Consider the following 24,739-nt stretch of genomic DNA (forward strand, 5'->3'; position numbering starts at 1 on the left):
CATCCAGGCATGAGGGTAAATACGGCAGATGCCGTATATCGGCGCGGGTCGTGTCTGTATGGTTATCGCGCCGTTAACGGCCTAAGCCGTCGCTGTCATACGTTCAAAACTTGACATTCAAATCCGCCCGCACGCCATGGTCGCTTGCCTTCGAGCCGACCTGGCCATGATAGGAAAGCCCGAGTGTCGCTTGCGGGGTGATGGCAAAGTCGAGCCCGGCTTCGATGACGGCCGCATCCCTGGCGATCGGCGCACCGGCGACGGTAAAGGCGCTGGAGCCGCTGAAGGCCTGGCTCACTGCAGGCGTCGCATCGCCAAAGCCATGCCGCCAGCCGAGCATGCCGCGCGCCGTTGCCTTCATCGCGCCGATATCGAAATCGGTCGAAGCGCGAAGCCCAAGCGTCGTGAAAGTGTTGTCGTTGGAGCCGCTATAAACGGTCAGCGCCGATGCGCCGCCCGTCTCTGTGAAGCCATTGGTGTGCACATTGACGTAGGCCAGATTGGCGAAGGGCTCGAAGGCGAAGCCGCCGGCCTTGATGCCGTAGCCGAGTTCCCCGAACAACTGCGTGGTGCCGGCACGGTGGGAGATGGTCAGGCTGTCGGTGAAGCCGGGGAAGGTGACCTGTCGGCTGGAGTCGATGTCGCTCCAGGCATAGGCAAGGCCGGAGCGGAGTGATAGCGCTCCCCACTGCGTGCCGCCATAGAGGCCAAGATGGTAGTTGTCGCTCGCAGCGGACGAGTGCGGGTCATCGACCCTGAAGCTCGAATGGCTGTAGCCGGCGAGAAAGCCGAGGCGGATGTCGTCGGTGATCAGGCCGTCGACACCGGTGACGAAGCCGCCGGTTGAACGGCTCAGCTTTGCTGCATTGCCGTCGCCGCCGAAATGCCCCCATGAGCCGAACACCGAGCCCCAGGCGCCATGGCGCTCGGAAGCGACAGAAGCCGTGGTAATTTCCCTGGCATCCTTGCCATAGTTCATCAGCGGCAGCGGTTCTGCACCGACGGTCTCGAAGGCCGAGCGCAGGCGATCGTTGATGGCATCGCGCGTAAAGCGGCTGTCTTCGAGCAAACCGGTCACCGTCGAAGCGTTGACCTCGCCCGACAGGCCGTCGAAGGCGGCGCGGGCTTCATCGGCGGAGAGCAGCAGCAGCTTGTTGTAGAGTTCGAGTGGCGCACCGCTCTGCTGCAGCGTATCCAGCGCGCCGGCCGTCTGAGAGCGGTTGAACGTATCGGCGACTGTCGCAAACAGCGGCTTCTTGCCCGGTTCCTGCGGTTTGCCGGGCTCTTCCGATTTCTTGATCGCGATCTTCAGGTCGACCGCATTCGCATTCTGCACCACTGTCGCATCGAGGAAGGCCGAGTGCGACAGCACGGCCGGGTCGAAGCTGCCGGAGACGCCGCCGCCTGCCGTCAGGATCGTATAACTCTGGCCGGTCTGGTAGCTGGTCTGGGCGTCCAGCGCAGTCACCGCGACCTTGGCTCCACCGAGTGTTGCCGTGCCTGTGGTGACGATGCGGTCGCTGTTGCCGCTGCCGCCAAGTTCGACCGCATAGGTCGAGCCCGCTGCCAGGGTCACGTCTCCCGCCACGTTCAGCGTGCCGATCGAGTTGCCCGGCGTAACCGTGGCGCCGCTCTCCGCCACCAGGCCGCCCAGCGTGCCGATGCCGCCAAGCGATGCCCCCGATTTCACCGTCACTGTGCTGGCAAGGGTGGCAGTTGAGTGGAGACTGTCGCCGACGATCAGCTTGCCGCCATAGACGGTCGTTGCACCCGTATAGCCATGGGCGCCGTTCAGCACGAGCGTGCCGGTGTTGTATTTCGACAATCTGCCGGAGCCGTCGATCGGGGTGTCGAGCGTGACGCTGTCGGTGAAATCGGCGTGGATCGTGCCGTTGTTGTTGATGGAAGGGGCAACCAGCGCCCCCGACAGGCCGCCGCTGCCGATCGAGAGCAGCGAGCCTTGTTCGACCATGACGGGCTGGGAGGCCACCACGGAGCCGCCATCGGCCACGAACAGTTGGCCGGGCAGGGTGTCGCCGCAGGCGCAAGGCGGCCGCCCGATGATCAGCGTGTCGGTCGTAAGCTTCGACCCCGCGCCGGTCACGACGACCTCCGAAGGTTCCAGTCCCGTGGCGGTTGGATCTGCGGCGATCACCGTGGTGTCGCCGACATCGACGACACCGCCCTTGACCACCGCCAGGAAGCCCGTACCGCCGCCAAGCATGTTGCCGACACCGAGGAAGGTCGCGATGTTCCAGGTCGACCCTGGTCCGCTGACCACGGCGCGCGCCGCATCGAACGGATTTTCGATGACGGCTCCGAACAGGCTGTCGATCACACCGCCGTTCTGGATCGTCAGGACGGCGGCATTCGCCATCGAACCGACGAAGGTCAATCGGGAGGCGGTTGCTTTCGTGCCGGTCCCGTCGACAAGCATGGCGCCGCCGACAAGCAGGTTGTCGGTATTCAGCTTCGCGCCGGCAAGCAGGTTCAGCGACCCGGCGGCTTCGACACCCGGCAGCGCGCTGATACCAAAGGTCCCGCCGGCGACATCGAATGACGCGCCTGGGCCGAACAGCGTGAGGGTTGCGTCGGAGCCGACATAAAGGTCGCCGCCGATGTTGCTGGCGCCCCTCAAAATCAGCGAGCCCCGGTCGAGCTTCAGCGATCCCGCGCCCGTGATCTGCCCGCTGAAATCGCTGGCGACGAGGCCGCTGGTTCCCACTTTGAGAAGGGTAGACGCATCCGCGGTACCGATCGTGACGTCGCCGCCATATCCCGACGCGCCGTCATACAGTCCCTTGATGCTGGCTCCGACCCCGTCCTTGAGCTCCAGCGTCGCGCCCTGATCGAGATAGACCGCGGAATTGGCCGACAGTGCCGTGTTGACGCCCGCTACCAGGGTACCGCCGTTGATGACGGTGTCGCCGCTATAGCTGTTCGTGCCGTTGAGGACCGTCGTTCCCGACAGCTGAACCATGCCACCCAGGCCCTCGATGTTGGGCGAGAAGGTGTAGCCGCCATCGGTGTGATTGAAGACGAGCCGGCTCATTTCGTGATTGAGCGCGACGGTGCCTGCCTCCAGCAGGCCTGCCTTTGCGGCGGGCGCGCTGCCGGCTGCGCCGATGTTGATCGTTCCGCTCACGCCGGCTTCGCCCACCAGGACGGTACCGGTGCCACCGCCGATACGCATCAAGCCGTCATCCGTTACCGTCAAGGTACCGTCGAAGTAATGGCCGACATAGAAAGACGATCCGTCGCTCACCCATTCCGAGCCGCTGCCGGTGATGGTGGCGATGCCGTATCCGTTTTCCCCGATGACGCCGATATTCTTGGAGTGGACCTTGCCGCCGTTCTCGACCCGCATGGCACCGGCGTAGCCGCTGTTGCCGATGAGGATATTGCCACCGGTGGTCCAGCTGCCGCCGTCGACGATCACGGTGGCATTCGAAATAGAGGCGGGGCCCGTCGTCGCGGCGCCGCCGAGCTGGCCGCCAGTCTCGATGCGCAATGTGCCGCTGGTGACGCGTACCGTGCCGAGGAAGCCGCTGCCGTCGCCGGTCAGCACCAGTGTGCCGGCACCCGTCTTGGTAAAAGTGGCGCTGCTGGTGCCGATGATCGATCCGGTAAGCTTCAGCGTGGTGTCGGTTTGCGTCTGCAGGCCGCCGCCATAATTCACGAAACTGAACGTGCGCGCGCTGTCGAAGGAAGCCGTCGACCGCAATAGCGTGAGACTAGCAGGCGTCTGGTGGACGGAGGCGAAGGTGACCTTGCCGGCCGCATCGCCCAGGTTGGCGTCGCTGGAGACGGCAAGGATGTAGTTTGTGATGGTCGTGCCGCCAGTATAGGTATTCGTGCCCTTGAGGGTCAGGGTGCCCGCCCCCGTCTTCACAAATGTCCCATTTCCGCTGATCGTGCCGGCAAGCGAGAAATTGCTACTGGTGTTGGAATCGAATTTGACATCACCCACGCCGTTCAGGACGATGTCGTTTGTCAGCGCCATGCCGGTGTTGTCGGCCCTCAGCGTTGTCCCGGCATCCAGCGTGACAGTACCCAGGCCTAGCGCCTTGACGTTGGCAACGCCGATTGTCGCTCCATTGATGGCGAAGAACCCGCCGGTGGAATTGTTGAACTGGCTGGCAAAGGTGGTGCTGCCGCCGGACTGGCGGATCGCGATCGTTCCATCCGATTGATAGACGTCGCCGATGTAGGGATTGTAGGGATCGTTGCCGCCGATGCTGGTGAGGGTTCTCGCGACGCCGCTGTTGTTGACGATGGCTTCGGACCCGTTCAGATAGGAGAGGTCGCGAAAATGGCCTGTCGAGGGCAGCGTGACGTCGCCGCCGGCCAGGTCCAGTTCCTGGGCCCACCCCGCTGTCGGCAACGCAAGCGCGATCGCGCTGCCGCACAGCAGCCCGGCTATGCGCGGCAGCCTTGCCAGGCGCCAAATCTTCAGCGAATTCCCCATCCCACCCCATGCACGACGACGGAACACCGGAAACCGCCAGTGGCTGGCTTCGGCATCTGTGCGTAACCGCGAACCATCTGGTCACGGCATGCACCGCGACCAGAGGTCATGAACGTACCGGCACGACAAGCGCCGGATTCTGAAATTTTTCTGATATTTCGGTTCACGAGGTCGGGACGATGCCCGCTCCGGCGCAGTGCAGCGGGCTATCCATGATCTTCGGTCAGAACTTCACATCCAGATCCGCCCGCACGCCATGATCGCTGGCCTTCGAACCGACCTGGCCATGATAGGCGATGCCGAGCGTGGCCTGCGGCGTGATGGCGAAGTCGAGCCCGGCTTCGATGACGGCGCTGTCCCTGGCGATCGGCGCGCCGGCAACCGTGAAGGCGCTGGAGCCGGTGAAGGCTTGGCTCACTGCCGGCGTCACATCGCCATAACCATGCCGCCAGCCGATCATGCCGCGCGCCGTCGCTTTGGCTGCACCAAGGTCGAAGTCAGTCGCGGCGCGGATGCCGAGTGTGGTGAAGGTGATGTCGTTGGAACCGCTTTTGACGGTGAGCGCCGCCGCTCCGCCCGTCTCGGTGAAGCCGTTGCTGTGCACATTGACATAGGCGAGGTTGGCGAAGGGCTCGAAGGCGAAATTGCCAGCCTTGATGCCGTAGCCCAGTTCGCCGAAGACCTGCGTGGTGCCGGCGCGGTAGGAACCGGTGAGGCCATCGCTGAAGCCGGGGAATGATACTTGCCGGCTCGAGTCGATGTCGCTCCAGCTGTAGGCAAGGCCGGAACGCAGCGACAGCGCACCAAACTCCGTGCCGCCATAGATGCCGAGATGGTAGTTGTCGCTGGAAGCGGATGACCGCCGGTCATCGACCTTGAAGCTCGAATGGCTGTAGCCGGCCAGCAAGCCGAGGCGGATGTCGTCGGTGATCAGGCCATCGACACCGGTGACGAAACCGCCGGTCGAGCGCGACAGTTTGCCGGCATTGCCGTCGCTGTCGGTCGAGCCCCATGAGCCGAAGACCGAGCCCCAGGCGCCGTAGCGCTCGGTTGGCAACGCCGCCGTCGTCATTTCCCTGGCGTCATCGCCATAGCCCATCAGCGGCAGCGGTTGGGCGCCAGCAGTCTCGAAGGCCGAACGCAGGCGGTCGTTGATGGCATCGCGCAGGAGCTGGCTGTCTTCGGTCAGGCCCGTCATCGTCGAGGCGTTGACCTCACCCGACAGGCTGTCGAAGCCGGCGCGCGCCTCGTCGGCCGACAGCATCAACAGTCTGTTGTAGAGCGCCAGCGACGGCCCGTCCTGCTGCAGCGTGTCCAGCGCCCACGCGGCCTGCTTTTGGTTTTGGGTTTTACCGACTCCGGCGAGAGACTTCACGGCGATCTTCAGGTCGACGGCGTTGGCGCTCTGCGAGAGCGTCGCATCGATGAAAGCAGAGCGCGACAACACTGCCGGATCAAAGCCTCCGCTGATGCCACCCGCTGCGGTGAGGATCGTGTAGGTCTGGCCTTCCCGGTAGCTGGTCTTGGGATCGATCGCCGTCACAGCGACCTTGCCGCCGCCGAGCGTCGCCGTGCCGGCGGCCACGATGCGGTCGCTTGTACCGTTGCCGGCGAGCTCGACCTCGTAGATGGAGCTGGCCGCCAGGGCTAGATTGCCGGCGATGTTCAGCGTGCCGATCGAGTTGCCGGGGGCGATGGTGCCGGCGATCGTGACAACTCCGATCGTGCCGCTGCCTTGCAGGCGCCCGCCGGCAAGCACATCGACGGCGCCGCCAAGCTTGCCGTCGACGGAAAGAATGCCGTTCTCGATGCGCGTCGAGCCGGTGAAGCCCGAACTGTCGCCGCTCAGCTTGATCGTGCCGGAACCGATCTGGCGGATGGTGCCACCGCCGGAAATCGCATTGGCAAAGGATGCCGTGTCGCTGCGGTTGAAGGCCAGCGTGCCGTTGTTGACGATCGCCCCGGCAACCGAGCCGGAGGCGCCGCCATTGCCGATCTGCAGGATGCCGCCCTTGATGGTGGTGGAGCCGGTATAGGTGTTCGCGCCCGCCAGCGTCAGCGTGCCGGCGCCGGTCTTCACCAGCGAAGCGCCGGTGCCGCCGACAGCGCCGCCATCCTGCAGGATGCCGTCGATGCGCTCGTTGCCGCCAAGCCCGCCGAGCGTCAGTGTCTTTGAACCCATCAGCACATTGCCGGCGCCCGAAAGCGAGCCGATCGCTATGCCGCTCGTCACCCGCGACAGGTCGACGATACCGCCTGCATTGTTGGTGATTGTCGCGCCTGACGCATCGGCGTCGGTCCTCAACAACACGCGCCCGCCATTGCCGTTGATGATGGTGGATGTGCCGGCGCTGCTTTCGTAGCGGAACAGGACGTAGCCGCCATTGTTGACGATGGTGGCATTGCCCGCGCTGGAATTGTCGAAGAAATCGATCGCGCCGCCCGCCGCATTGGTGATGTGCGCATTGCCGGCCGAAGCGTCGTTCAGGAAATTGGTGCTGGCATCCTTGCGGTTGAGGATCGTGGCCTGGCCGGCATCGCTGGTGTTCGAGAAATCCACCGTGCCTGAATTGTCGAATTGTGCGGATGCGGCTGTCGAACTGCCGTGGAAGCCGACGCCACCACCATCGCCACCGCCAATGACGATCCGCGCATGGTCGGCGCTGCTGCCGTCCTTGAACAGGATGCTGCCGCCATTGGTGCCGAAGCCGCTGCTGGCGGCGGTATTTATCTGCAGCGATCCGGCGCTTGTTCCGGTTTCGAACTCGAGCAAGCTGTTGGTGCCGACAAGGACCGGCCCGCTGCCCAAGGCGCCGGTGGTGGCCACCGAAAGGATGCCTCGGCTGATGGTGGTGCCGCCGCTGTAGCCATTGCTGCCCGACAGCACCAGCGTGCCTTGGCCGAGCTTGGCAAGGCCGCCGCCTCCGTTCAGCGATTGCGAAACCGTGAAGGTGTTGAAGGCGCTCTGAATGTCGAAGCCGCCGCCGCCCGCTCCCCAGGTGATCGCACGATTGGTGCTGGTGAAGGTCGTTCCCGTCACCTGCAGGATGCCGCCATTGAAGATCAGGCCGCCGCCAATGCCGAGATTGTTGTCGGATGCTACCGAAAGCGTGCCGCCCAGCAGCGAGGTGTCGCCCGTATAGGTATTCGCCGCCGTCAGCACCAGCGTGCCGTTGCCGGTCTTGTTGAAACCGGTGGCCGTGCCGTTGACGAGCGTACTCTCGATCTGGGTTGTGACGCCGTCGTCGACAAAGATGGTGCTGGCCGAACCGGATGAAGGGCTGAAGGCTAGGCTGCCGCTGTAGATGAGGTAGCCGTCTTTCAGGAACCGCAGCGTGTCGAAGCTTTGTATTCCCGAGACGCTAACCGCGCCGTATGCACCCTGGAACACGCCGATCCAGCCCAGCCATGGCTGGTTCCCTGTCCCGTCGGCGCTTGTCCAGTTCGTGCTGCCGCCTGTCCAGTTGCCGGAGCCGCCATCGACCGTGCCGTTGGGCGTTGTGTTGCCGCCGTCCCAGAACTGCATGGCCTGGCTGGCGTTGGCAGGCAGCGCGGAGACCAGCGCCAGCGCGGTCGAAGCCCAGAATACCAGTCTCCGCCGACGCGACAACCCCAAACGAACGCCCACTATGTGCACCCCTCAACCCCCGTTTTTCGATGGCTCGTGCAGTACTCGCGCAAACCTTCGGGCTGCCGAAGACCCCTCAACGACAGCTTCCTCATCTGGGCTCACGGATAAACCTATCCGACAAGCTCGGAATTCTGAAATTTTTCTGAAAGTTGCTGTTTTTCCACAGTCGCGATGGCTATTGGTGGCCAAGGCGGAGTGCGATGCAAAAGCGTTTCCCTATTTCGCGGGTATGCGCCAGCGCCTTGTTTTATGCACTTCCGGGCGGAAAACCGCCGCACACTTTTCCTGCAACCGATCTTGGAATCCGAGCCCGCCGGTAACCGGGCGGGCTCGGTTGCGGCCTCAGAACCTCACATTGAGATCCGCCCGCACGCCGTGATCGCGCGTCTTCGTGCCGAGCTGGCCCTGGTAGGACAGCCCGAGCGTCGCCCGCTGTCCGACGGCGACGTCGAACCCGGCTTCGATGACGGCGGCATCCCTGGCGATGGGGGCGCCGGCGATCGAGAACGCATTCGAGCCGTTAAAGGCCTGGCTGACCATGGGCGTCATATCGCCAAAACCATGCCGCCAGCCGAGCGTGCCGCGCATCCTCGCCCGGGCCGTGCCGATCTCGAAATCGGTGGCCGCGCGAAGCCCGAGCGTCGCGAAGGTGACGGCGCTGGTGCCGCCTTGCACGCTCAGCGCCGCCGCGCCGCCCTTTTCGGCAAAGCCGTCGTGGCGCACACTGACATAGGCGAGGTTGGCGAAGGGCTCGAAGGCAAAGTCGCCTGCCTTCATGCCGTAGCCGAGTTCACCGAACAGCTGCGTCGTGCCGGCGCGGGTGCTTGCACTGAGCGCATCGCCGAAGCCGGTGAACGACACCTGCCGGTTCGCATCGATGTCGCTCCATGTGTAGGCAAAGCCGGAGCGGAAGGAGAGGTTGCCCCATTGCCTGCCCCCATAGATGCCGAGATGGTAGCTGTCGCCCGATGCCGAGGATCTGCGGCTGTCGGCCTTGAGCGAGGCGTGGCTGTAGCCGGCTAAGAAGCCGAGCCGCCAGTCGCCTGAAACCAGCCCGTCGCTGCCGGTCACGAAGCCGGCGGTGTTGCGCGCCAGCTCCGCCGCATTGCCGTCGCTGCCGGTATGGCCCCAGGAGCCGAATCCCGAAACCCATGCGCCACGGTCATAGGGGCGTTCCGTCGGCACCAATGTCGTGGCGGCGGTCTTTGCTTCCTCGCCGTAACCCAGCAGCGGCAGGGGGCCGGCCGTTTGTGCGGCGCGAAGCCGGGCGTTCATGGCATCGCGCACGAAGCGGCTGTCTTCCAGCAGCGCCGTCACCGTCGAGGCATTGACCTCGCCGGAGAGGCCGTCGAAGGCGGCACGGATCGCCGGCGTGTCGTCCGGCAGCAGCGCGATCGCGTCGTAGAGCGGATTGGCGGCGGCCACGCCGATGCTTTCCACCGCCTTTGCCGTGGCGATCTGGTTGCCGCTCGATGCCTTGGCGCCGAAGTCGATGTCGTTGCGCATCAGCTTCAGCGTGACGTCGCCCTTGCCGTAGCCGAGCACCGGGGTCAGGAAGGCGAAGTTGGTCGAGACGCTGTCGAAGCTTCCCGACACCGCGCCTTTGGCCGACAGGATCGTATAGCTCGAGCGCAGCCGGTAGTTGCCGCCGGCGCCGACATGCAGCACCGAGCCGCCCTTGATGGTGGCATTGCCGGTCACGTCAACGCGGTCGGACACCTGGCTGTCGGGGTCGACCTCCACCGTGAAGCGCGAGCCCTTGTCGAAGACCAGGTCGCCGTCGACCGTCAGCGTACCGATCGAATTGCCGGCCGACAGCGTGCCGCCGGACGCCACCGTCACCGTCGAACCGAGGCCGGAGCCGACCGTGCCGTGGCCGGCGAGCGTTCCCGCCACTGTCATGGAGCCGCCGAGCACGGCATTGCGATGGCTGGTGTCGGAGCCGACGACCAGTGTTCCTGACGCCACCCTGGTGGTGCCGGCGAAGGCGGCGCTGTTGCCGTCATAGACCAGCGCGCCTGTCCCGGTCTTCACCACCGTGCCGTTGCCGGAGAGGACGCCGCCATAGCGGGCATCTGTGGCCTGGTCGAAGACGAGCGCGCCGCCGGTTTCGATCCTGGCATTGCCGCCGAGCCGCTCGGCCGCCGAGACCAGGCTGCCGCCCTCGATAGTCCAGTCCAGCACCGACAGGCCGCCAAGGGTGAGGGTGCCGGCACCACGCTTGACCATGGTGCCGGCGGCGCCGTTCAGGCCGGCGATCTGCCCGGCGAAACGGCCGTCGCCGGCCTGGTCGAACACGGTGGTGGCGGCATTGAACAGATTGCCCGAGATCGAGGCGGCATTGCCGACCAGCGTGCCGGCCTCGACCAGCGTGTTGCCATAGGCGTTGCCCTTGTTGTCCAGCCGCAGCGTGCCGCCGCCGGTCTTGACCAGATTGCCATTGCCCAGCACTTCGCCGGTCAGACCGAGCGTGGTGCCTGGTGCCGTGTCGAAGCGTCCGTCCACTACCATCAGCACGGGGCGGGCGCTGTCGAAGCCGGCGGTGGTCGCCAGCCGTCCGCCATAGAAGATCAGGATGCCGCTGCCGGCGCCGAGATTGCTGTCGGCGGAGACCTGCAGCGTGCCGCCGGTGATGGCGGTGCCGCCGCTGTAGCTGTTGTTGCCGGTCAGGGTCGTCGTGCCCGGACCGTTCTGGTAGACGACGCCGCTGCCCGAAATCACGCCGGCGAAGGTGAAGCTGTCGCTGCGGCTGAAGGCGAATGCTCCATTGTTCTCGACATTGCCGGCGATCGAGCCGGAAGCACCGCCATTGCCAAGTTGCAAGAGCCCGCCGGCGATCGTCGTGCCGCCGCTGTATGTGTTGGTGCCGCTGAGCAGCAGGCCACCGCCGGCAAGGTTCAACCCCAGCCTGCCGCCGCCGGCACCGTCCTGCATGGTGCCGGCAAAGGTCGAGGGCAGCCCGAGCTTCGAGGTGTCGACGGTCAGCAGCGCGTCGGCCGCGCCATCATTGGTGATGATGCCCGAGCCGGCGAACGCGCTGTTGATGCCGCCGATCGCGGTGCTGTGGCCATTCAGCCGCAACGTGCCGCCGGTGCCGCCTTTGCTGTTGTCGAAGGTCACCGTCGCGCTGGTCGTCAGTGCCTGCTCGGCCAGCACGTTGAGCGTGGTGGAGCCGCCGAGATATTGCAGGCCGCCGCTGATCGCGCCGGCGACGGATGCGTTGATCGTGCCATTGTCAAGCACGGTTCGCTTGCCGCCGCTGATGGCATTGGTCGCGGAGGCGTTGATCGTTCCGTTGCCGGTTACATATTGCTCACCGCCGCTGATGGCGTTCTGCGCGGAGGCGTTCAGCGTGCTGTTGTCGTTGATGAACTGCAGGCCGCCGCTGATCGCACCGGCGGCGGAAGCGTCGAGGCGGCTCGAATTGTAGAACCACTGCAAGCCGCCGGCGATCGCCCCGGCGGCTGAGGCGTTGAGTACATTGCTGTCGTGGAAATATTGCGCCCCGCCGCTGATGGCATTGGCCGTGGACGCGTTGAGCGTGGCGTTCTCATAAAACCATTGCTCGCCGCCGCTAATCGCATTGGCGGCCGCAAGATTGAGCGTGCTCTGGTTGCGGAAGAATTGCGTGCCGCCGCTGATGGCGTTGGCTGCGGATGCGTTGAGCGTGCTGCGTGTCAAGAAGGACTGTTTGCCGCCGTTCACGGCATTGGCCGCTGAGGCGTTGAGCTTGCTGTCGTCCTCGAAAATCCAGTCCGGCGAAGCGTCGGTGAAGACGTCCTTCGTGGTTGCCTGCAGCACGGAGGTGCCGGTGCAGGGGTTCAGCGTGCAGGCTGCCTGCGCCCAGGTGGGATCTTCGACCCAGAGGCCGGAGCCGAGCAGGCCGGCGCACCAGAAACCGAAGAGAATCTTTCCTTGTTTCGTTTGTGTTTCAGATTTTGAAGTTATTCCAAATGGGTCATGCAAAGATTGAGGACAGGCCATTTCGAATCACCTTTCCTCCCCAGTCGGGATTAAGGTTATTTTTCAAATATACGTGGCTTCAATCCGGAAATATTGTGAATCGATATTTGTGTTATTCGAAAGTAGCATATTCGGCGTGCCGTCGGTGCATGAAGGCCGGCGGATAATATTTTCACCTCAAAGGCATGGGGGCGTTTGCTCATTCAGCGAAGGACATCTCGCCAGCAAAGCGGAATCCTGTTGATCTGCGCATCTCTGCCGGACTTGCTGCAGCACCCGAGGGACACATGGACTTTTTCAACATCCCGAAACTGATCGAGCAGGGCGTCTACGACGTCATGATGTGGATCCTGTTCTTTCCGCTCACCGTGCTGCGCATGATCGTCAGCCCGCGCCGGACCTTGCGCTACGTTCGCGAGCAGGCTGCGCAGGACCACGACGCGGCATTCTCGGATGCGATGCGGCCCGCGCTTTTTCTGGCCATCGCCATCATCGTCGGCAGCCTCATCTCCCCGGACGACCTCGATGCCTTGCGCGCCGCCACCGGCAGCACGCTCGGCACGATGGTCTACAGTTCTTGGACAAGCGTCACCGCCTTCTCGATGATCGCGCTGTGTCTCGTGCCGCTGGTCGGCGCGCTGCTGCTCGACCTTCTGACACCGGGCAGGGTCAGTCGCGAAAGCCTTCGCGTCCCCTTCGACCAGCAATGCTATATCGGTGCGCCGTCGATCCTTTTGCTGACCTTTTTCGGCGGCATCGGGCCGGCGCTTTTGGGGTTGACGGTCTCGGGCGCCGCAGTGGCTTTGGTGCTCGTATGGGTGGTCATCGTGGAGTATTTTTACTTTCGCGACAATTCCGAGCTTCGTCCGCTGGTCTGTATGGCGCTCGTCTTCACCACGCTGCTTGGCGGGCTCATGTTGATCGTGCTTGCCGCGCTTTTCGTTTCCGGCATCTCGCATTGAGTTTGCCGCGAGCGCCGGGCCAGCCTTCTTGATTTTGCACGGTTTTCGCTGAATTCTGCGGCATTTGCCAGGGATTGCAGATGCCGTCTTTCCGCTCATGGTTGTACTACCAGATATCGCGCTTCACTTTGGCCCGGCTGCGCGTTCGCAACCTGTCGCTGCCGGACCTGCGCGCCGACCGCGAGAAGATTGCCCGCCGCGTGTTCAAGCTGCCGCCCGGCGTCGTGGTGCGGCCCTGCAGCATCGGCGGCTGTCCGGCCGAATGGCTGGTGCCGCCCGATGCGCGTCCCGGCACCGCCGTGCTGCACCTGCATGGCGGCGCCTACCAGACCGGATCGCTGGCCACCCATCGCGCCCTGGCGGCGCGGCTCGCGGTGGACACCGGCTCGCCGGTACTGCTGTTCGAATACCGGCTCGCGCCGGAACACCCGTTTCCGGCCGCGCTGGACGATGCGCTGCGGGTCTATCGTGACCTGCTCGCCGACACCGAAATCCGCCGCATCGCTTTCGCCGGCGACTCGGCCGGCGGCGGCCTGGCGCTCGCCTTGGCACTGGCCCTGCGCGACGCCGGCGAGCCGCTGCCGGCCGGTTTGGCATTGCTGTCGCCCTGGACCGATCTCGCGCTGACCGGCGCAACCCATCGCAGCGAGGCCCGGCACGATCCGTATTTCCCGACGCCGGATATCCTCGACGCCGCGGCACAGCGTTACGCCGGCGCCGACCGGCGCAACCCGCTGGTGTCGCCGCTCTATGCCGATCTTTCCAGCCTGCCGCCGATGCTGATCCATGTCGGCACCTATGAGACGCTGCTCGACGATTCCGTCATGCTGGCCGAACGTGCCAATGCCGCCGGAACGGCGGTCGAGATCCGGCAATGGCCCTATATGTGGCATGTCTGGCAGGTGTTCAGCGGCAGGATGCCGGAAGCGGATCAATCGCTGGCGGAGCTGGGCGCTTTCCTTCGACAACGGCTTGAAATTTCCACCCGAAGCTGAACAGACCACCTGAAGCGGCCGCTTGTCATCAATGGCGACTGCCGTATTCGAGACATGGAATCGGGAAAAGCATGCAAAAGATCGTCTTCGCCGTCATCGCCATCGCCCTCATCGGTATCGGTTGCTATCGCCAGTTCGCAACCCCATCTGCGTCCGCCGCCGATCAGGCCCGCTGCGAAGCGATTGTGAAGGAGATCTACGCGACGACCCCCGAGAGCATCGCGACGCTGGCCGGGAAATGCGGCGAACCCGGAATGGTCGCCATGATGGACGCCAAAAAGAACAGTGATGGCGCCAAGGCGGCAGCGCAGGCCATAGCCTCGGCCAATCAGCAGGACCTGTGGTCGATCCTGATCAATTGCGCCTTGATCGGTGCCGGCATTGGCGCCGCCGGCGCGGCCGTCGGGGCGGCGCGCAGGAAGGTCTGACTGGACTGCATCTTGCCGTGCCGTAACGAGCTCCACCGGCGGAGGCGTTGGCCCCCGCCGCTCGCTGTTCATACCAACGGTCATTCAGAATGACCGTTGGAGCGCGCGACCGCGCGCCGCGCCCGTTGGCGCGAAAGCCAAGCGGCCCGGAGGGGCCGCGCCGGCGCTTGAGGCGTCCTGGATGTGTACACATCCAGGATCGCTAGTATCAGTGCTTCAGCCGGTCGCGCATGGCGTACCACAGCATGCCGAGCACATAGAGCGGTCCGCGCAGCGCCGCTCCGCCCGGGAAGGGCATCGGGTTCAGCCCCTCGAACAGCGAAAAGCGGCTGGTCTCGCCGGACATCGCCTCGACCAGAAGCTTGCCGGCCAGCGTCGACAGGATGACGCCCATGCCGGAATAGCCATGCGCGTAGTAGACCTCGCCGTCGCGCCCGACATGCGGAAAGCGCGACGTCGTCACCGACACCAGGCCGCCCCAGGCATAGTCGATCCGACGGCCCTTGAGCTGCGGGAAGGTCTGCTCCATGTGCGGGCGCACGAAGGCCTGGATGTCGGCCGGCGGCCGCGGCGTGTAGCGTTCGCCGCCGCCGAACAGCAGGCGTCCGTCGGCCGTGAGCCTGTAGTAGTTGACGACGAAACGCGAGTCCGAAACGGCAGCATTGCTGGGGATGATCTCCCCGGCGTCAGTCAGCGGCTCGGTGGCGACGATGTAGTTGCCGACCGGCATGATGCGGCTTTCCACGCGCTTGTCGATGCCGGCGAGCAGGGCATCGCCGGCAAGCACGGCGTGGCGGGCCCGCACCGCGCCATCCCGCGTCTCCACCCGGATGCCGCCGCGTCGGTCGAGCCGCAGCGCCGGCGTGTCCTCATGGATGGTCACGCCCGCCGCAACCGCCGCCCGGGCCAGCCCGAGCGTGTAGTTGAGCGGATGCATGTGCCCGCCCAGCGCGTCGAAGAACGCACCTTTGTAGGGCGAGGCGACAGCGCCCAAAGCCTCGGCGGCAGACAGCATGCGCGCATGCGGATAGTCCATCACCGTGGCCAGGCACTCGACCTCGCGCTCGAACCAGGCCGCGTCGCCATCGCTGACGGCGCAGACGAGATGGCCGGTCTTGCTGAGGTCGCAGTCGATGGCGTGGCGCTCGATCATCTCCAGCACCAGGCCCCAGGCGGAGAAGGCAAGGTCGAACAGCGCCTTGGCGCGTTCGCGGCCGTAGAGCGAGACCAGCTCCAGCGCCCCTTTGCGCAGGCCGACGATCATCTGCCCGCCATTGCGGCCGGAAGCGCCCCAGCCGACGCGGCCACCTTCCAGCACCACCACCTTCAGGCCGCGTTCGGCGGCATGCAGTGCCGCCGACAGGCCGGTGCAGCCGCCGCCGACCACGACGAGGTCGGCATCGACCTCGCCGGCAAGCGGCGCGTGCCGCGGCGCCGGACTGGCCGTCGCCGCGTAATAGGATCGCTCCATGTCGAGTCCGGAATTGAACCCCATGATCACACCCTCCCGAAGAGGTGATCACGTTCCCAGGCGGTGACGACGCCCTGGAAGCTCTCCAGCTCGACCTGCTTCAGGCGCAGGAACGCGTTGGTGAAGCTCTGGCCGAGCAGCCGGCGCACCGGCTCGCAACCGTCGAGGCGCGCCAGCGCATCCTCCAGCGTGCGCGGCAGATCGGGCTTGATCGTGTAGGCATTGGTCGGCGCTTCCGCCCGCCGTTCCAGCCCTTCCTCGATGCCGAGATAGCCGCACAGCAGCGATCCGGCCATGGCGAGATAGGGGTTGGCGTCGGCGCCCGGCAGCCGGTTCTCGACACGCCTGCCGATGCGTTTCGAAGCCGGCACGCGCAGGCCGCAGGTGCGGTTGTCACGCGCCCATTCGACATTGTTCGGCGCGCTGAAGCCCGGTTTCAGCCGGCGGAACGAGTTCACATTGGGCGCAAACAGCGGCATGACCTGCGGCACATAGGCCTGCAGCCCGCCGATGAACTGCGAGAACAGCGCGCTGTCGCGGTCCTTTTCGTCGGCGAACAGGTTGAGACCGCTTTTCGTATCCACCACCGACATGTGCAGGTGCATCGAGCTGCTCGCCTGCTCGGCGATCGGCTTGGCCATGAAGGTCGCCGCCAGCCCATGCTCGCGCGCCGCCTGCCGCACCAGCCGCTTGAACACAAGCACCTGGTCGGCGAGCCGCAGCGGGTCGCCATGCTTGAAGTTGATCTCGAGCTGGCCGGCGCCGGTTTCGTGGATCATCGTGTCCAGCGGCAGCGCCATCATCTCGGCCTGCCGGTAGATCTCGTCGATGACCGGCTGGAATTCGCCGAGCGCTTCCATGTCGTAGGGCGCGGGCGAGGTTTCGGCGCGGCCGGAAATGCCGACCGGCGCGCCGGGCGGCACGTTCGGGTCGGGGTTCGGGGCGGTGAGGAAGAATTCCAGTTCCGGAGCCATCACCGGCCGCCAGCCGCGCGCCGCATAGAGCGCGATGACCGACTTCAGCACCTGGCGTGGCGCCGACGGCCACGGCGTGCCGTCCTGGGCAAAGGCATCGCAGAAGACATAAGCCCGTCCGGGCCGGGTTCCCGCTGCCAGGCAAAGGCTGGTCAGGTCGGGCTGGAGCCGCATGTCGGCGTCCTGATAGGCGCTCTCGTCGTCGATGGCGCCGGTGTAATGGCCGGTCACCGCCACCATGAAGGCGCTGTTCGGCAGCATGATCGCGGCATCGTCGGGCGCCGCCAGGAGTTTCGGTGCAGGCACGATCTTGCCGCGCAACACACCATTCATGTCAGGTACCAGGCACTCGACTTCCGAGATTGCCTGTTGTTCGAGCCACTTTGCCGTATCAGTCATGTCCCACCACTTCTATGCGCCAGTCAGAAATCTTGTCCGAGATTGCGAGCAGGTTGGTCGGCAAAGGGCCAGGGCGTGGGCGCCGGTCGTCGATCTGCATTGTATCCTCCTGGGATGGTTGGCCGGAATCGGCCGCGCGGAATGCGCCCGTCTGTGTTCGCATGCCTGTCACACAGGCCGCAAGCCATGCGCGCACGCCATCGTTTGGCGCAGGGCGGGACCATGCGCCGCTGGTCGTCAGGGCAGGCTGGTGTGCTTCAGCCTCTCAAGCGGGCTCCTCGCCATCCGCCGCGATCAGCATGTGCGGTTCGATCTCCAGCGCCATCGCGATCACGACGATCATGTCGAGTGTCGGGGTCCTGTCCATGCGCTCCAGCCCGCCGACGCAACGCCGGCTCAGCCCTGCCTGCAAGGCAAGACCGAGCTGGTCGAGCCCCTTGGAGGTCCTGTGCTTCTTCAGGTTCCTGGCGAACAGCCGTCGATATTTCCATTGAACAGGCACTTCCATCTCACATGTCCCCAAGCCCGCGGTGAACCATCTTGCCAGGTCCGGACCGTTCCGTCGGCCCGGTTCGAGTACGGGCGATTGTGGCGCCCGCAACGGAGGTGTCCTCCTCCCCGGGGAATGTGGCCGGGGAGGAGGACGAGGCTGCATGGGGTATCGAAGGAAGTCTTTTGCAGCCTCTTGCACGAACGAGCTTGACAGCCCCCTGTCAAAGTTCGTTCATGAACATGTTGCTCTCCTAATCTTCAGGTTGCGATTCTTCCATATATACAATCTTGAGTTGAAGAAGCGGTCAAGGCCGTTCGACCCTTGCTGTTCCCAAATTTGTTCAGGTGAGTTGCACGGTGGCGCAATGGCGTTTGCGCGGCTGCCTGCGGTCCGGCAGGTGCCCCGGCTGACGGTCCGCAGCGGGGAGGGCTGGCTCGCTGCAGAAGCAGCCGGTTTCCCGGATCGACCGAAAATCGGGTGCGACGGCGAAGCCGCTAAGGTCTCAGTCGCAAACCATGCGCCTCATCCGGCATCCGGCCGGGATGATCGAACGGATCGTCGGCAAAAAAGCGCCCGCTCCGGCGAACCGAAGCGGGCTAGTCGTTGGCCCCTTGCGCGTATCCGTTGTTCGCGGAAACGCGCAAACCCTTCTAGAATTTCACGCTCAGATCCGCCCGGAAGCCGTGGTCGCGAGCCGCGGGGCCGATCTGGCCTTGATAGGACACGCCGAGCGTGGCTTTTGGTGCGATGGCGAAATCGAGCCCGGCTTCGATCACCGCTGCGTCGCGGGCGATCGGCGAGCCCGCCACCTGGAAGACCTGGGTGCCGGACAGCGCCTGGCTCAGCGTCGGCGTGACATCGCCGAAGCCGTGGCGCCAGCCGAGCATGCCGCGCGCTGTGGCCTTGACCGCGCCGAGATCGAAGTCGGTCGAAGCCCGAACGCCCAGCGTGGTGAAGGTGACGGCGTTGGAGCCGCTATGGACGGTCAGCGCACCCGCCTTGCCTTGCTCGGTGAAGCCGCTGGTGTGAATGTTGACATAGGCGAGATTGGCGAAGGGCTCGAGGGCCATGGTGCCGGCCTTCAGGCTGTAACCCAGTTCGCCGAACAGCTGTGTGGTTCCGGCACGATGGCTGCTTGTTTCACTGGCGATTTCGCCGTCGAACGCAATCTGGCGGCCGCTGTCGATCTCGCTCCATGTGTGGGCAAGCCCGGAGCGGAATGACAGGTCGCCCCACTGTGTGCCGCCATAGATGCCGACATGGTAGTTTTCGCTCGATGCCGACGAGCGCCTGTCCTCGACCTTGAACGAGGAGTGGCTGTAGCCGGCGAGGAAGCCGAGGCGCCAGTCATCGCTGACGATGCCGTCGGCACCGGTGACGAAGCCGCCGGTCGAGCGCGACAGCCTGCCGGCATTGCCGTCGCCGTCGGTCGAACCCCAGCTGCCGAACGCCGAACCCCAGGCGCCGTAGCGTGCGGCCGGCGCGAGTGCGGCGGTGGTGATGCCGGCATCGTCGCCATAGGCCATCACCGGCAGCGCGCCGACCGTCTCGAAAGCCGAGCGCAGCCGGTCGTTCATCTGGCTGCCGACCAGCTGGCTGTTCTCGATCAGCCCGCTGACGGTCGAGCTGTGCACCTCGCCCGGCAACTGGCCGAACAGGCTGGCGGCCTCTGCTCCGGTCAGGGTGACGGTGAGGTCATAGAAGGCTTGCCCGATGCCGAGTGCTTCGATGGCGCCGGCGACGGCCGCGCCGTTGCGGCTGGTGGCCCTATCCGCGAAAGCCACGCTGTTGCGGGCGACGTCGAGATAAACTGCGGTCGGATCGTAGGACAGCGTGAGGTCGAGGAAGGCGTAGCAGCCGCAATCGTCGTCGAAACGTCCGCTGATGCCGCCGAGCGCCGTCAGCACGGTGTAGCGTGCATCGCCCCGGTAGCCGCCCATCGGCACCAGCGCGTCGACAAAGCCGCCGATGTTGGCGCCGCCTGTGACATCGACCCGGCTGGTGCCTTGCGGCGCGCCGACCATGACCATCAGCGCCGCGTTGGCCGACTGCCTGTAATTTCCGTCGATGGTCAGCGTGCCGCCTTCGCTGCCATAGCCGCCATAGACGGCGCCGTCGTTTTGGACATCGCCATGCACGGTGCCGCCGCCCGAAAGCATGCCTTGGGGCTCAATGAAAGTCCGCGAGGCGATCGAACCATCGACGGCAAGCACGCCTTGGGCGATGCGGGTGTCGCCGCGATAGCTGCTGTTGCCGGTCAGCACCAGGGCGCCATAACCCGACTTCACCAGCCCGCCATCACCGGTGATGTCGTTCTCCCAGGTGCTGAGGCCCGACGGAACATTGGCGAGGAAATCGCCCCAGTCGAATTTGCCCGGCCCAAGCACCGCCCTGCCGACATCGAGCAGGCCGTAGCCGTAAGTGGCATCGACGCCGGGAGCACCGATATCCTGGGCGGTACCGAGCAGCACCTGCCGCACCTGGCTCATCGTCATATAGGGGAAGGCTTGCGCGACAAGTGCTGCGGCGCCCGCGACATGCGGCGCGGCAAGCGACGTGCCCGTCCTTTTGGCATAGCCGCCGCCGGTGGTCGCGACGGTGATGTCGTCACTGTCCGGCCATTCCAGTTCTCCGGTTTGCGGATTTTGCCGCCACCATCCGCCGCCAGGAGCCGTCAGGCACCAGTTCATGGCCACACCGCACCGGTTTGCCCAGGCGGGCCTGTAGGTGGGAGCGACGGCGGTGACCGCGAGCCAGCCGGCTTCCAGCTCCGGATAGAGATAGGGCAGGCCTGATTCGCCCTCCGGGCCGGGCCGGAAGGCGTTACCCGTCGACCATATCAGCAAGGCATCGGCATTGATGGCTTCGCGATAGATTTCAAGGGAAGACTTCCCGTTGAGCAACGGGCGCTCCCAGGAGTTGCCCCACGCATAGCCATCGATCGGCTCTTCCGTGCCGTAGCTGTTGTTGATGATCCGCAAGCCCTGGCTGACAAGGCTGCGGACACCGTGCAGCGTCGCTAGTGTGTCGAAATACTCACCATCGGCGACGGCGTTGGCCATGACGATCGTCGCCCCGGGCGCCACGCCGTGCATGCCGCTGCCGTCCCGGTTTGCGGCGATGATCGAGGCCACCGCGGTTCCGTGCCCGTTTGCATCGACATTCCATGGCTGCGCCGGATCATACGAGACGCCGGGCGCATAGCGGCCAAGGAACTCCGGATGACCGACATCCAGGCCGCTGTCCACCACGCCGACCCTGACGCCGCTGCCGTCGAAGCCGCGCGCATAGGCCTCGTCGGCATAGATCCAGTCGAGCCCCCACTGCGCCTTGAACTCCGGCGTGCGCCAGGTCTCGGGATTGCCTGGATCGCCGATGCTTTGCGCCATGGCCGGCAAGGCTGTCGACAGCAGCAAGGCTGCAAGCACGGTGCGGCGCGATTTTGCCAAGGCATTCCCCCGATGCCCGCACTGTGTTGAAAGACAAAGGAGATTCGTGCGCGGGCGAGCGGAAACTAGCCGCGCGCCAGGGTCGGAAAAATACGGCATATGCCGTATTTCGACCGGGGGTTGGCAGGACGAGTCACCTGCCGGCAGCCACGAACTGGCGACCCCGCCACCTTGCTGTTAGCCTGCGACGGTGCCGATTGAGCGGCGCGGATCGTGGTGAGCTGCGGAGAGCGTGCCATGCACACTGCGCAGGGTCGAGACGTCCTGAAAGGCGTAACGCTGCGGACGCTGATGCGTGTGCTGCTGTTTTTGCTGGTGGCCGAGGTGGTGCTGAAGCTCCTGTACTTTTTCGGCTGGCGGCTGTTCGAGGCGGTCGGCATCGCGCCCTGGCTGCGCAGGCTCCAGCAGGTGCCGCGCACTTACTGTCCGGGCCGGGCGGTGATGCGGCTCACGAGGTTTCTGCTTGCTTCGGTGCTGCAACGTTCCATCTCTCTGCGGACGTGAGGTTTCGCCCGCCTTCTTCTTCGTTCCGGAATGGATCCCCGACACTCTACACTCCCTGCGGTCGCTCCGAGGTCGAGGATGACGGAGTTTCTATGCTCCCGCCAATCGCGAACGCCGGTGCTGCGATCAACGTCATCGGGAAATGAAATGTTGACGGGAAACGCCGGTGTCATCAGCGGCGCTGGAGATTGGCCGGGCCCCTTACTCCCGTCATCCTCGACCTCGGAGGGAGCGAAGCGACTGGAGAGTGTCGGGGATCCATTCCGGAACTTGGAAAGAGAAGCACAGTCATGTGCCTGCCTCGACAGAAGGCTACCTCCATCTGCAATCACCCTATGCCATGAAGGCTCATCGCCAGATCGTTCTCCGCGTCGCGCGGTCACCCGAGATAGCGCCTGGCCACCGCGACCTCCGCCAGCCGGCGCCGCGCACTTATTGGCCGGGCGGGGACGTGGCTCGTGAGGTTGCCGCTTGCCTCGGTGCCGCAACACTCCATCACCATGCCGACGCGAGACCCGGCCCTTTTCCTCGCGTGAAGCGTCCGCTTTGAACGGCACGTTCCGCAAGCGTCCCGTGCTTGCATCGAACACCACCGCATCAGTCGGGCAGATACTGCGTCGACCAGCTGGTCGACACGCAGCGTGCGCGGATCAGGCCATCGATCTCGTCATCGCTGTAGCCCAGTTTCGTCAGCACATGGCGCGTGGAAGCGCCGTATTTCTCCGCCGGTGGGAAGCTCAGCATCGTGGCGTTGGCTGCGCGTATCGCGCAGGGCGCGAACAGCTCGACCGTGCCGCCGTCGATGGTGTGGCGCTGGAACGCATAGCTGCCGATGCCATCCAGGGCATTGCCGTCCTGTCGGTAACGGTCGCGCAGCCCGGCGATCGACGCGGGGATGACGGCGCCGAAGCCGAGCCCGCGCAGCAGGCCGACCCAATAGTCGGCCGGCCGCGCCCGGAACACCTGCTCCAGTCCGGGTTCATCGACGGCGCCTTCCGGCAGGTCGAGCACATAGGCCAGTTTCCGCAGCTCGCCCGCATTGGCGCAGGCCAGGAAAAACCAGCGGTCGCTGGCAAGGTAGAAACGGTAGCCGGCCCATGTGCCGAGCGCGCTCGGCCCGCTCGGCTCATCGAAGGGGCCGCGTCCCGAAAAATCGAACATGAAGGGCAGCTGGATCAACTGGCCGGCGGCGGTCAGCGACGAGCGCGCCCGTCGCACGTCGCCATGGTTGTGTCTCGACAGCAGTGCCGCGCCCGCGGCGGCGGCGGCCAGGAAGCCGCCCAGCACGTCGATGGTTCCGAAATGCGCATGTTCTTCGGGCGTGTCGGGGCCGCCGCCGAAACGGATCATCACCCCCGTCATGGCCTGGACGGTGTCGTCATAGCCGAGATGATCGCTCATCGGCCCGCGCTTCGGCCCGCCGAAAGCGTCGACCTGGCACAGGATGGCGTCGGGATTGATCGCTTTGAGCGACGCGTCGTCGAGCCCAAGCCCTTCGATCTGCCTGTCGACGGCGTTGATGGTGATCAGGTCGGCCCAGCGGATCAGCCTGTTCAGGATCTCGCGCCCCTCGGCCGCACGGATATCGGCCAGGATGCTTTTCTTTCCGCGTCCGGCCTGCATGCCGAACACGATGGTGTTCCACGGATCGAATGTCGGCTTCACCGGATCGAGCTTGATGATTTCGGCCCCGAAACGAGCCAGCAGCGCGGCGATGGTCGGCCCGGCGATGACATTCGTCATGTCGAGGACTTTCAGCCCGCTCAGCCACGAGCCATCCCTGACGCTCGCCGGTTTGCCTGCGCGCCTGTCGGCTTGTGGCTCGCCGCCGGCGGCACCGAGCCAGGCAAACGGGCCGGGTGAGCGCAGTCTCTTGAGACCGGGGCGTTCGACGATCAGCCCCGCCTGCACGGCATGGCTGGTGTTGAGCCATTCCCGCGTCGAGCGGTGGGCGCGGGCGGGAACGCGGCCCTCGCCGAGCTTCTGTTCCCAGGCAAGGGCGGTGTCGGTCAGGAAGACCTCCTGCATGCGGCGCGAGACGATGTCGGCCCAGCGCCTGGACAGCGGATAGTGCCCCAGGGCGCAGTCGCCCGCCCACTCCCGCATCGGTCGGTACCAGTCGTCCTCTTCGGGAATGCCGAGAGCCCTGATCTCCTCCAGCAGGCCGAGCACGCCGAGGCAGCGCCTGGCGTGGTCGATATGCGAGGCGCAGACGACATAGACCATGCGCCCGTCCGAGCACCGGTAGCTGCGGTAGAACGGGTCGAGCAGATCCTGCAGGGCGGCGTAGGACAGGTCGAGCGGCAGGCCCTGCGTGCTGCGGCGTTCGACCTCCTTTTCGCGTGGCGACTTGTAGCGTTCGGGATAGGGTTCGACCCGCTGCGAGTTGTAGGCCAGCCCTTCCATCAGCGCCGAGGCCAGCGGCACTTCGATGTGGTCGCCCTTGCCGCTAAGGCGGCGGCCGAAAAGCGCGAACAGCACCGCGTTGAGGCCCAGCGCCGCACCATAGGCCGAGGCCAGCGGCAGCGGCGAGAAGCTCGGATCGATGCCCATCAGCACACGGTTGAGGCCCATATCCGTGAACTGGCCGGAGGCCGCCGAGATAATGGCTTCGAAGGCGCGCACGTCGGCGCGCTCCCGGTCGGTCGAGGCAAAGCCCGGCAGCGACAGGTAGACGAGGCCGGGATTGACACGCGCCAGTTGCGCATAAGACAGCCCCAGCCGCGCCATCACGCCTGGCCGGAAGTTCTCGATCAGCACATCGGCTTTCGCGGCCAGCGCCCACGCCTGCGTCAGGCCCGCAGCATCCTTCAGGTCGAGCTCGATGTTGGTCTTGTCGCGCGCCAGAAGCTGCGCTGCCGGCCAGCGTGGCCCGCCGGGGGGCGAGATGCTCGTGACGTCGGCGCCGAAATCGGCGAGCATCATCGCCACTGCCGGGCCGGCAATGTAGTGGCCGAAGTCGACGACCTTGTAACCGGAAAGGGCTGACATTTAGACGCTCC

General features: G+C 65.3%; 12 protein-coding genes. 4 read left to right on the plus strand and 8 right to left on the minus strand.

Going from position 1 to position 24,739, the window contains the following annotated elements; translation table 11 throughout:
* Positions 1-103: 103 nt before the first annotated feature.
* From AC3WTO_RS28770 to AC3WTO_RS28780, 3 genes are all read right to left on the minus strand, one after another.
* Positions 104-4,468 (minus strand): autotransporter domain-containing protein, encoded by a 4,365-nt coding sequence (locus AC3WTO_RS28770; RefSeq protein ID WP_492464366.1) that lies wholly within the window; start codon positions 4,466-4,468, stop codon positions 104-106.
* A gap of 223 nt (positions 4,469-4,691) precedes the next feature.
* Positions 4,692-8,096 (minus strand): autotransporter outer membrane beta-barrel domain-containing protein, encoded by a 3,405-nt coding sequence (locus AC3WTO_RS28775; protein WP_492464367.1) that lies wholly within the window; start codon positions 8,094-8,096, stop codon positions 4,692-4,694.
* Positions 8,097-8,441: 345 nt separating this feature from the next.
* Entirely contained in the window at positions 8,442-11,900 is a 3,459-nt protein-coding gene (locus AC3WTO_RS28780; RefSeq protein ID WP_492464368.1) for an autotransporter domain-containing protein, read from the minus strand.
* 449 nt (positions 11,901-12,349) lie between these two features.
* Between AC3WTO_RS28780 and AC3WTO_RS28785 the strand changes: the two genes are divergently transcribed.
* From AC3WTO_RS28785 to AC3WTO_RS28795, 3 genes are all read left to right on the plus strand, one after another.
* On the plus strand, positions 12,350-13,024 hold the full coding sequence (locus tag AC3WTO_RS28785; RefSeq protein ID WP_492464369.1) for a hypothetical protein: 675 nt from the start codon (positions 12,350-12,352) through the stop codon (positions 13,022-13,024).
* An 80-nt stretch (positions 13,025-13,104) separates the two neighbouring features.
* Complete coding sequence (locus AC3WTO_RS28790; RefSeq protein WP_492558466.1) at positions 13,105-14,019, plus strand: alpha/beta hydrolase; 915 nt, start codon at positions 13,105-13,107, stop codon at positions 14,017-14,019.
* A 71-nt stretch (positions 14,020-14,090) separates the two neighbouring features.
* Entirely contained in the window at positions 14,091-14,447 is a 357-nt protein-coding gene (locus tag AC3WTO_RS28795) for a hypothetical protein (RefSeq protein WP_492464371.1), read from the plus strand.
* 208 nt (positions 14,448-14,655) lie between these two features.
* Here AC3WTO_RS28795 and AC3WTO_RS28800 read toward each other — a convergent pair whose 3' ends face one another.
* From AC3WTO_RS28800 to AC3WTO_RS28815, 4 genes are all read right to left on the minus strand, one after another.
* A complete protein-coding gene (locus AC3WTO_RS28800) occupies positions 14,656-15,942 on the minus strand; it encodes an NAD(P)/FAD-dependent oxidoreductase (RefSeq protein WP_492464372.1) in 1,287 nt (428 codons plus the stop codon).
* Between the two features lie 2 nt (positions 15,943-15,944).
* Complete coding sequence (locus AC3WTO_RS28805) at positions 15,945-17,291, minus strand: glutamine synthetase family protein (protein WP_492464373.1); 1,347 nt, start codon at positions 17,289-17,291, stop codon at positions 15,945-15,947.
* A 265-nt stretch (positions 17,292-17,556) separates the two neighbouring features.
* On the minus strand, positions 17,557-17,799 hold the full coding sequence (locus AC3WTO_RS28810) for a helix-turn-helix domain-containing protein (RefSeq protein WP_492464374.1): 243 nt from the start codon (positions 17,797-17,799) through the stop codon (positions 17,557-17,559).
* Between the two features lie 635 nt (positions 17,800-18,434).
* Positions 18,435-21,233 carry an autotransporter domain-containing protein gene (locus AC3WTO_RS28815; RefSeq protein ID WP_492464375.1) on the minus strand — a complete coding sequence of 933 codons (2,799 nt, stop codon included), beginning with the start codon at positions 21,231-21,233 and terminating at the stop codon, positions 18,435-18,437.
* A gap of 237 nt (positions 21,234-21,470) precedes the next feature.
* Here AC3WTO_RS28815 and AC3WTO_RS28820 point away from each other — a divergent pair, with 237 nt between their 5' ends.
* Positions 21,471-21,737, plus strand: coding sequence for a hypothetical protein (locus tag AC3WTO_RS28820; RefSeq protein WP_492464376.1), 267 nt, complete (start codon positions 21,471-21,473; stop codon positions 21,735-21,737).
* Positions 21,738-22,334: 597 nt separating this feature from the next.
* On the opposite strand, the gene AC3WTO_RS28825 is transcribed toward AC3WTO_RS28820, so the two are convergent.
* Positions 22,335-24,728 (minus strand): CoA transferase, encoded by a 2,394-nt coding sequence (locus tag AC3WTO_RS28825; protein WP_492464377.1) that lies wholly within the window; start codon positions 24,726-24,728, stop codon positions 22,335-22,337.
* Positions 24,729-24,739 lie beyond the last annotated feature (11 nt).

This window comes from Mesorhizobium sp. EU05-FHT14A09, assembly GCF_058790995.1.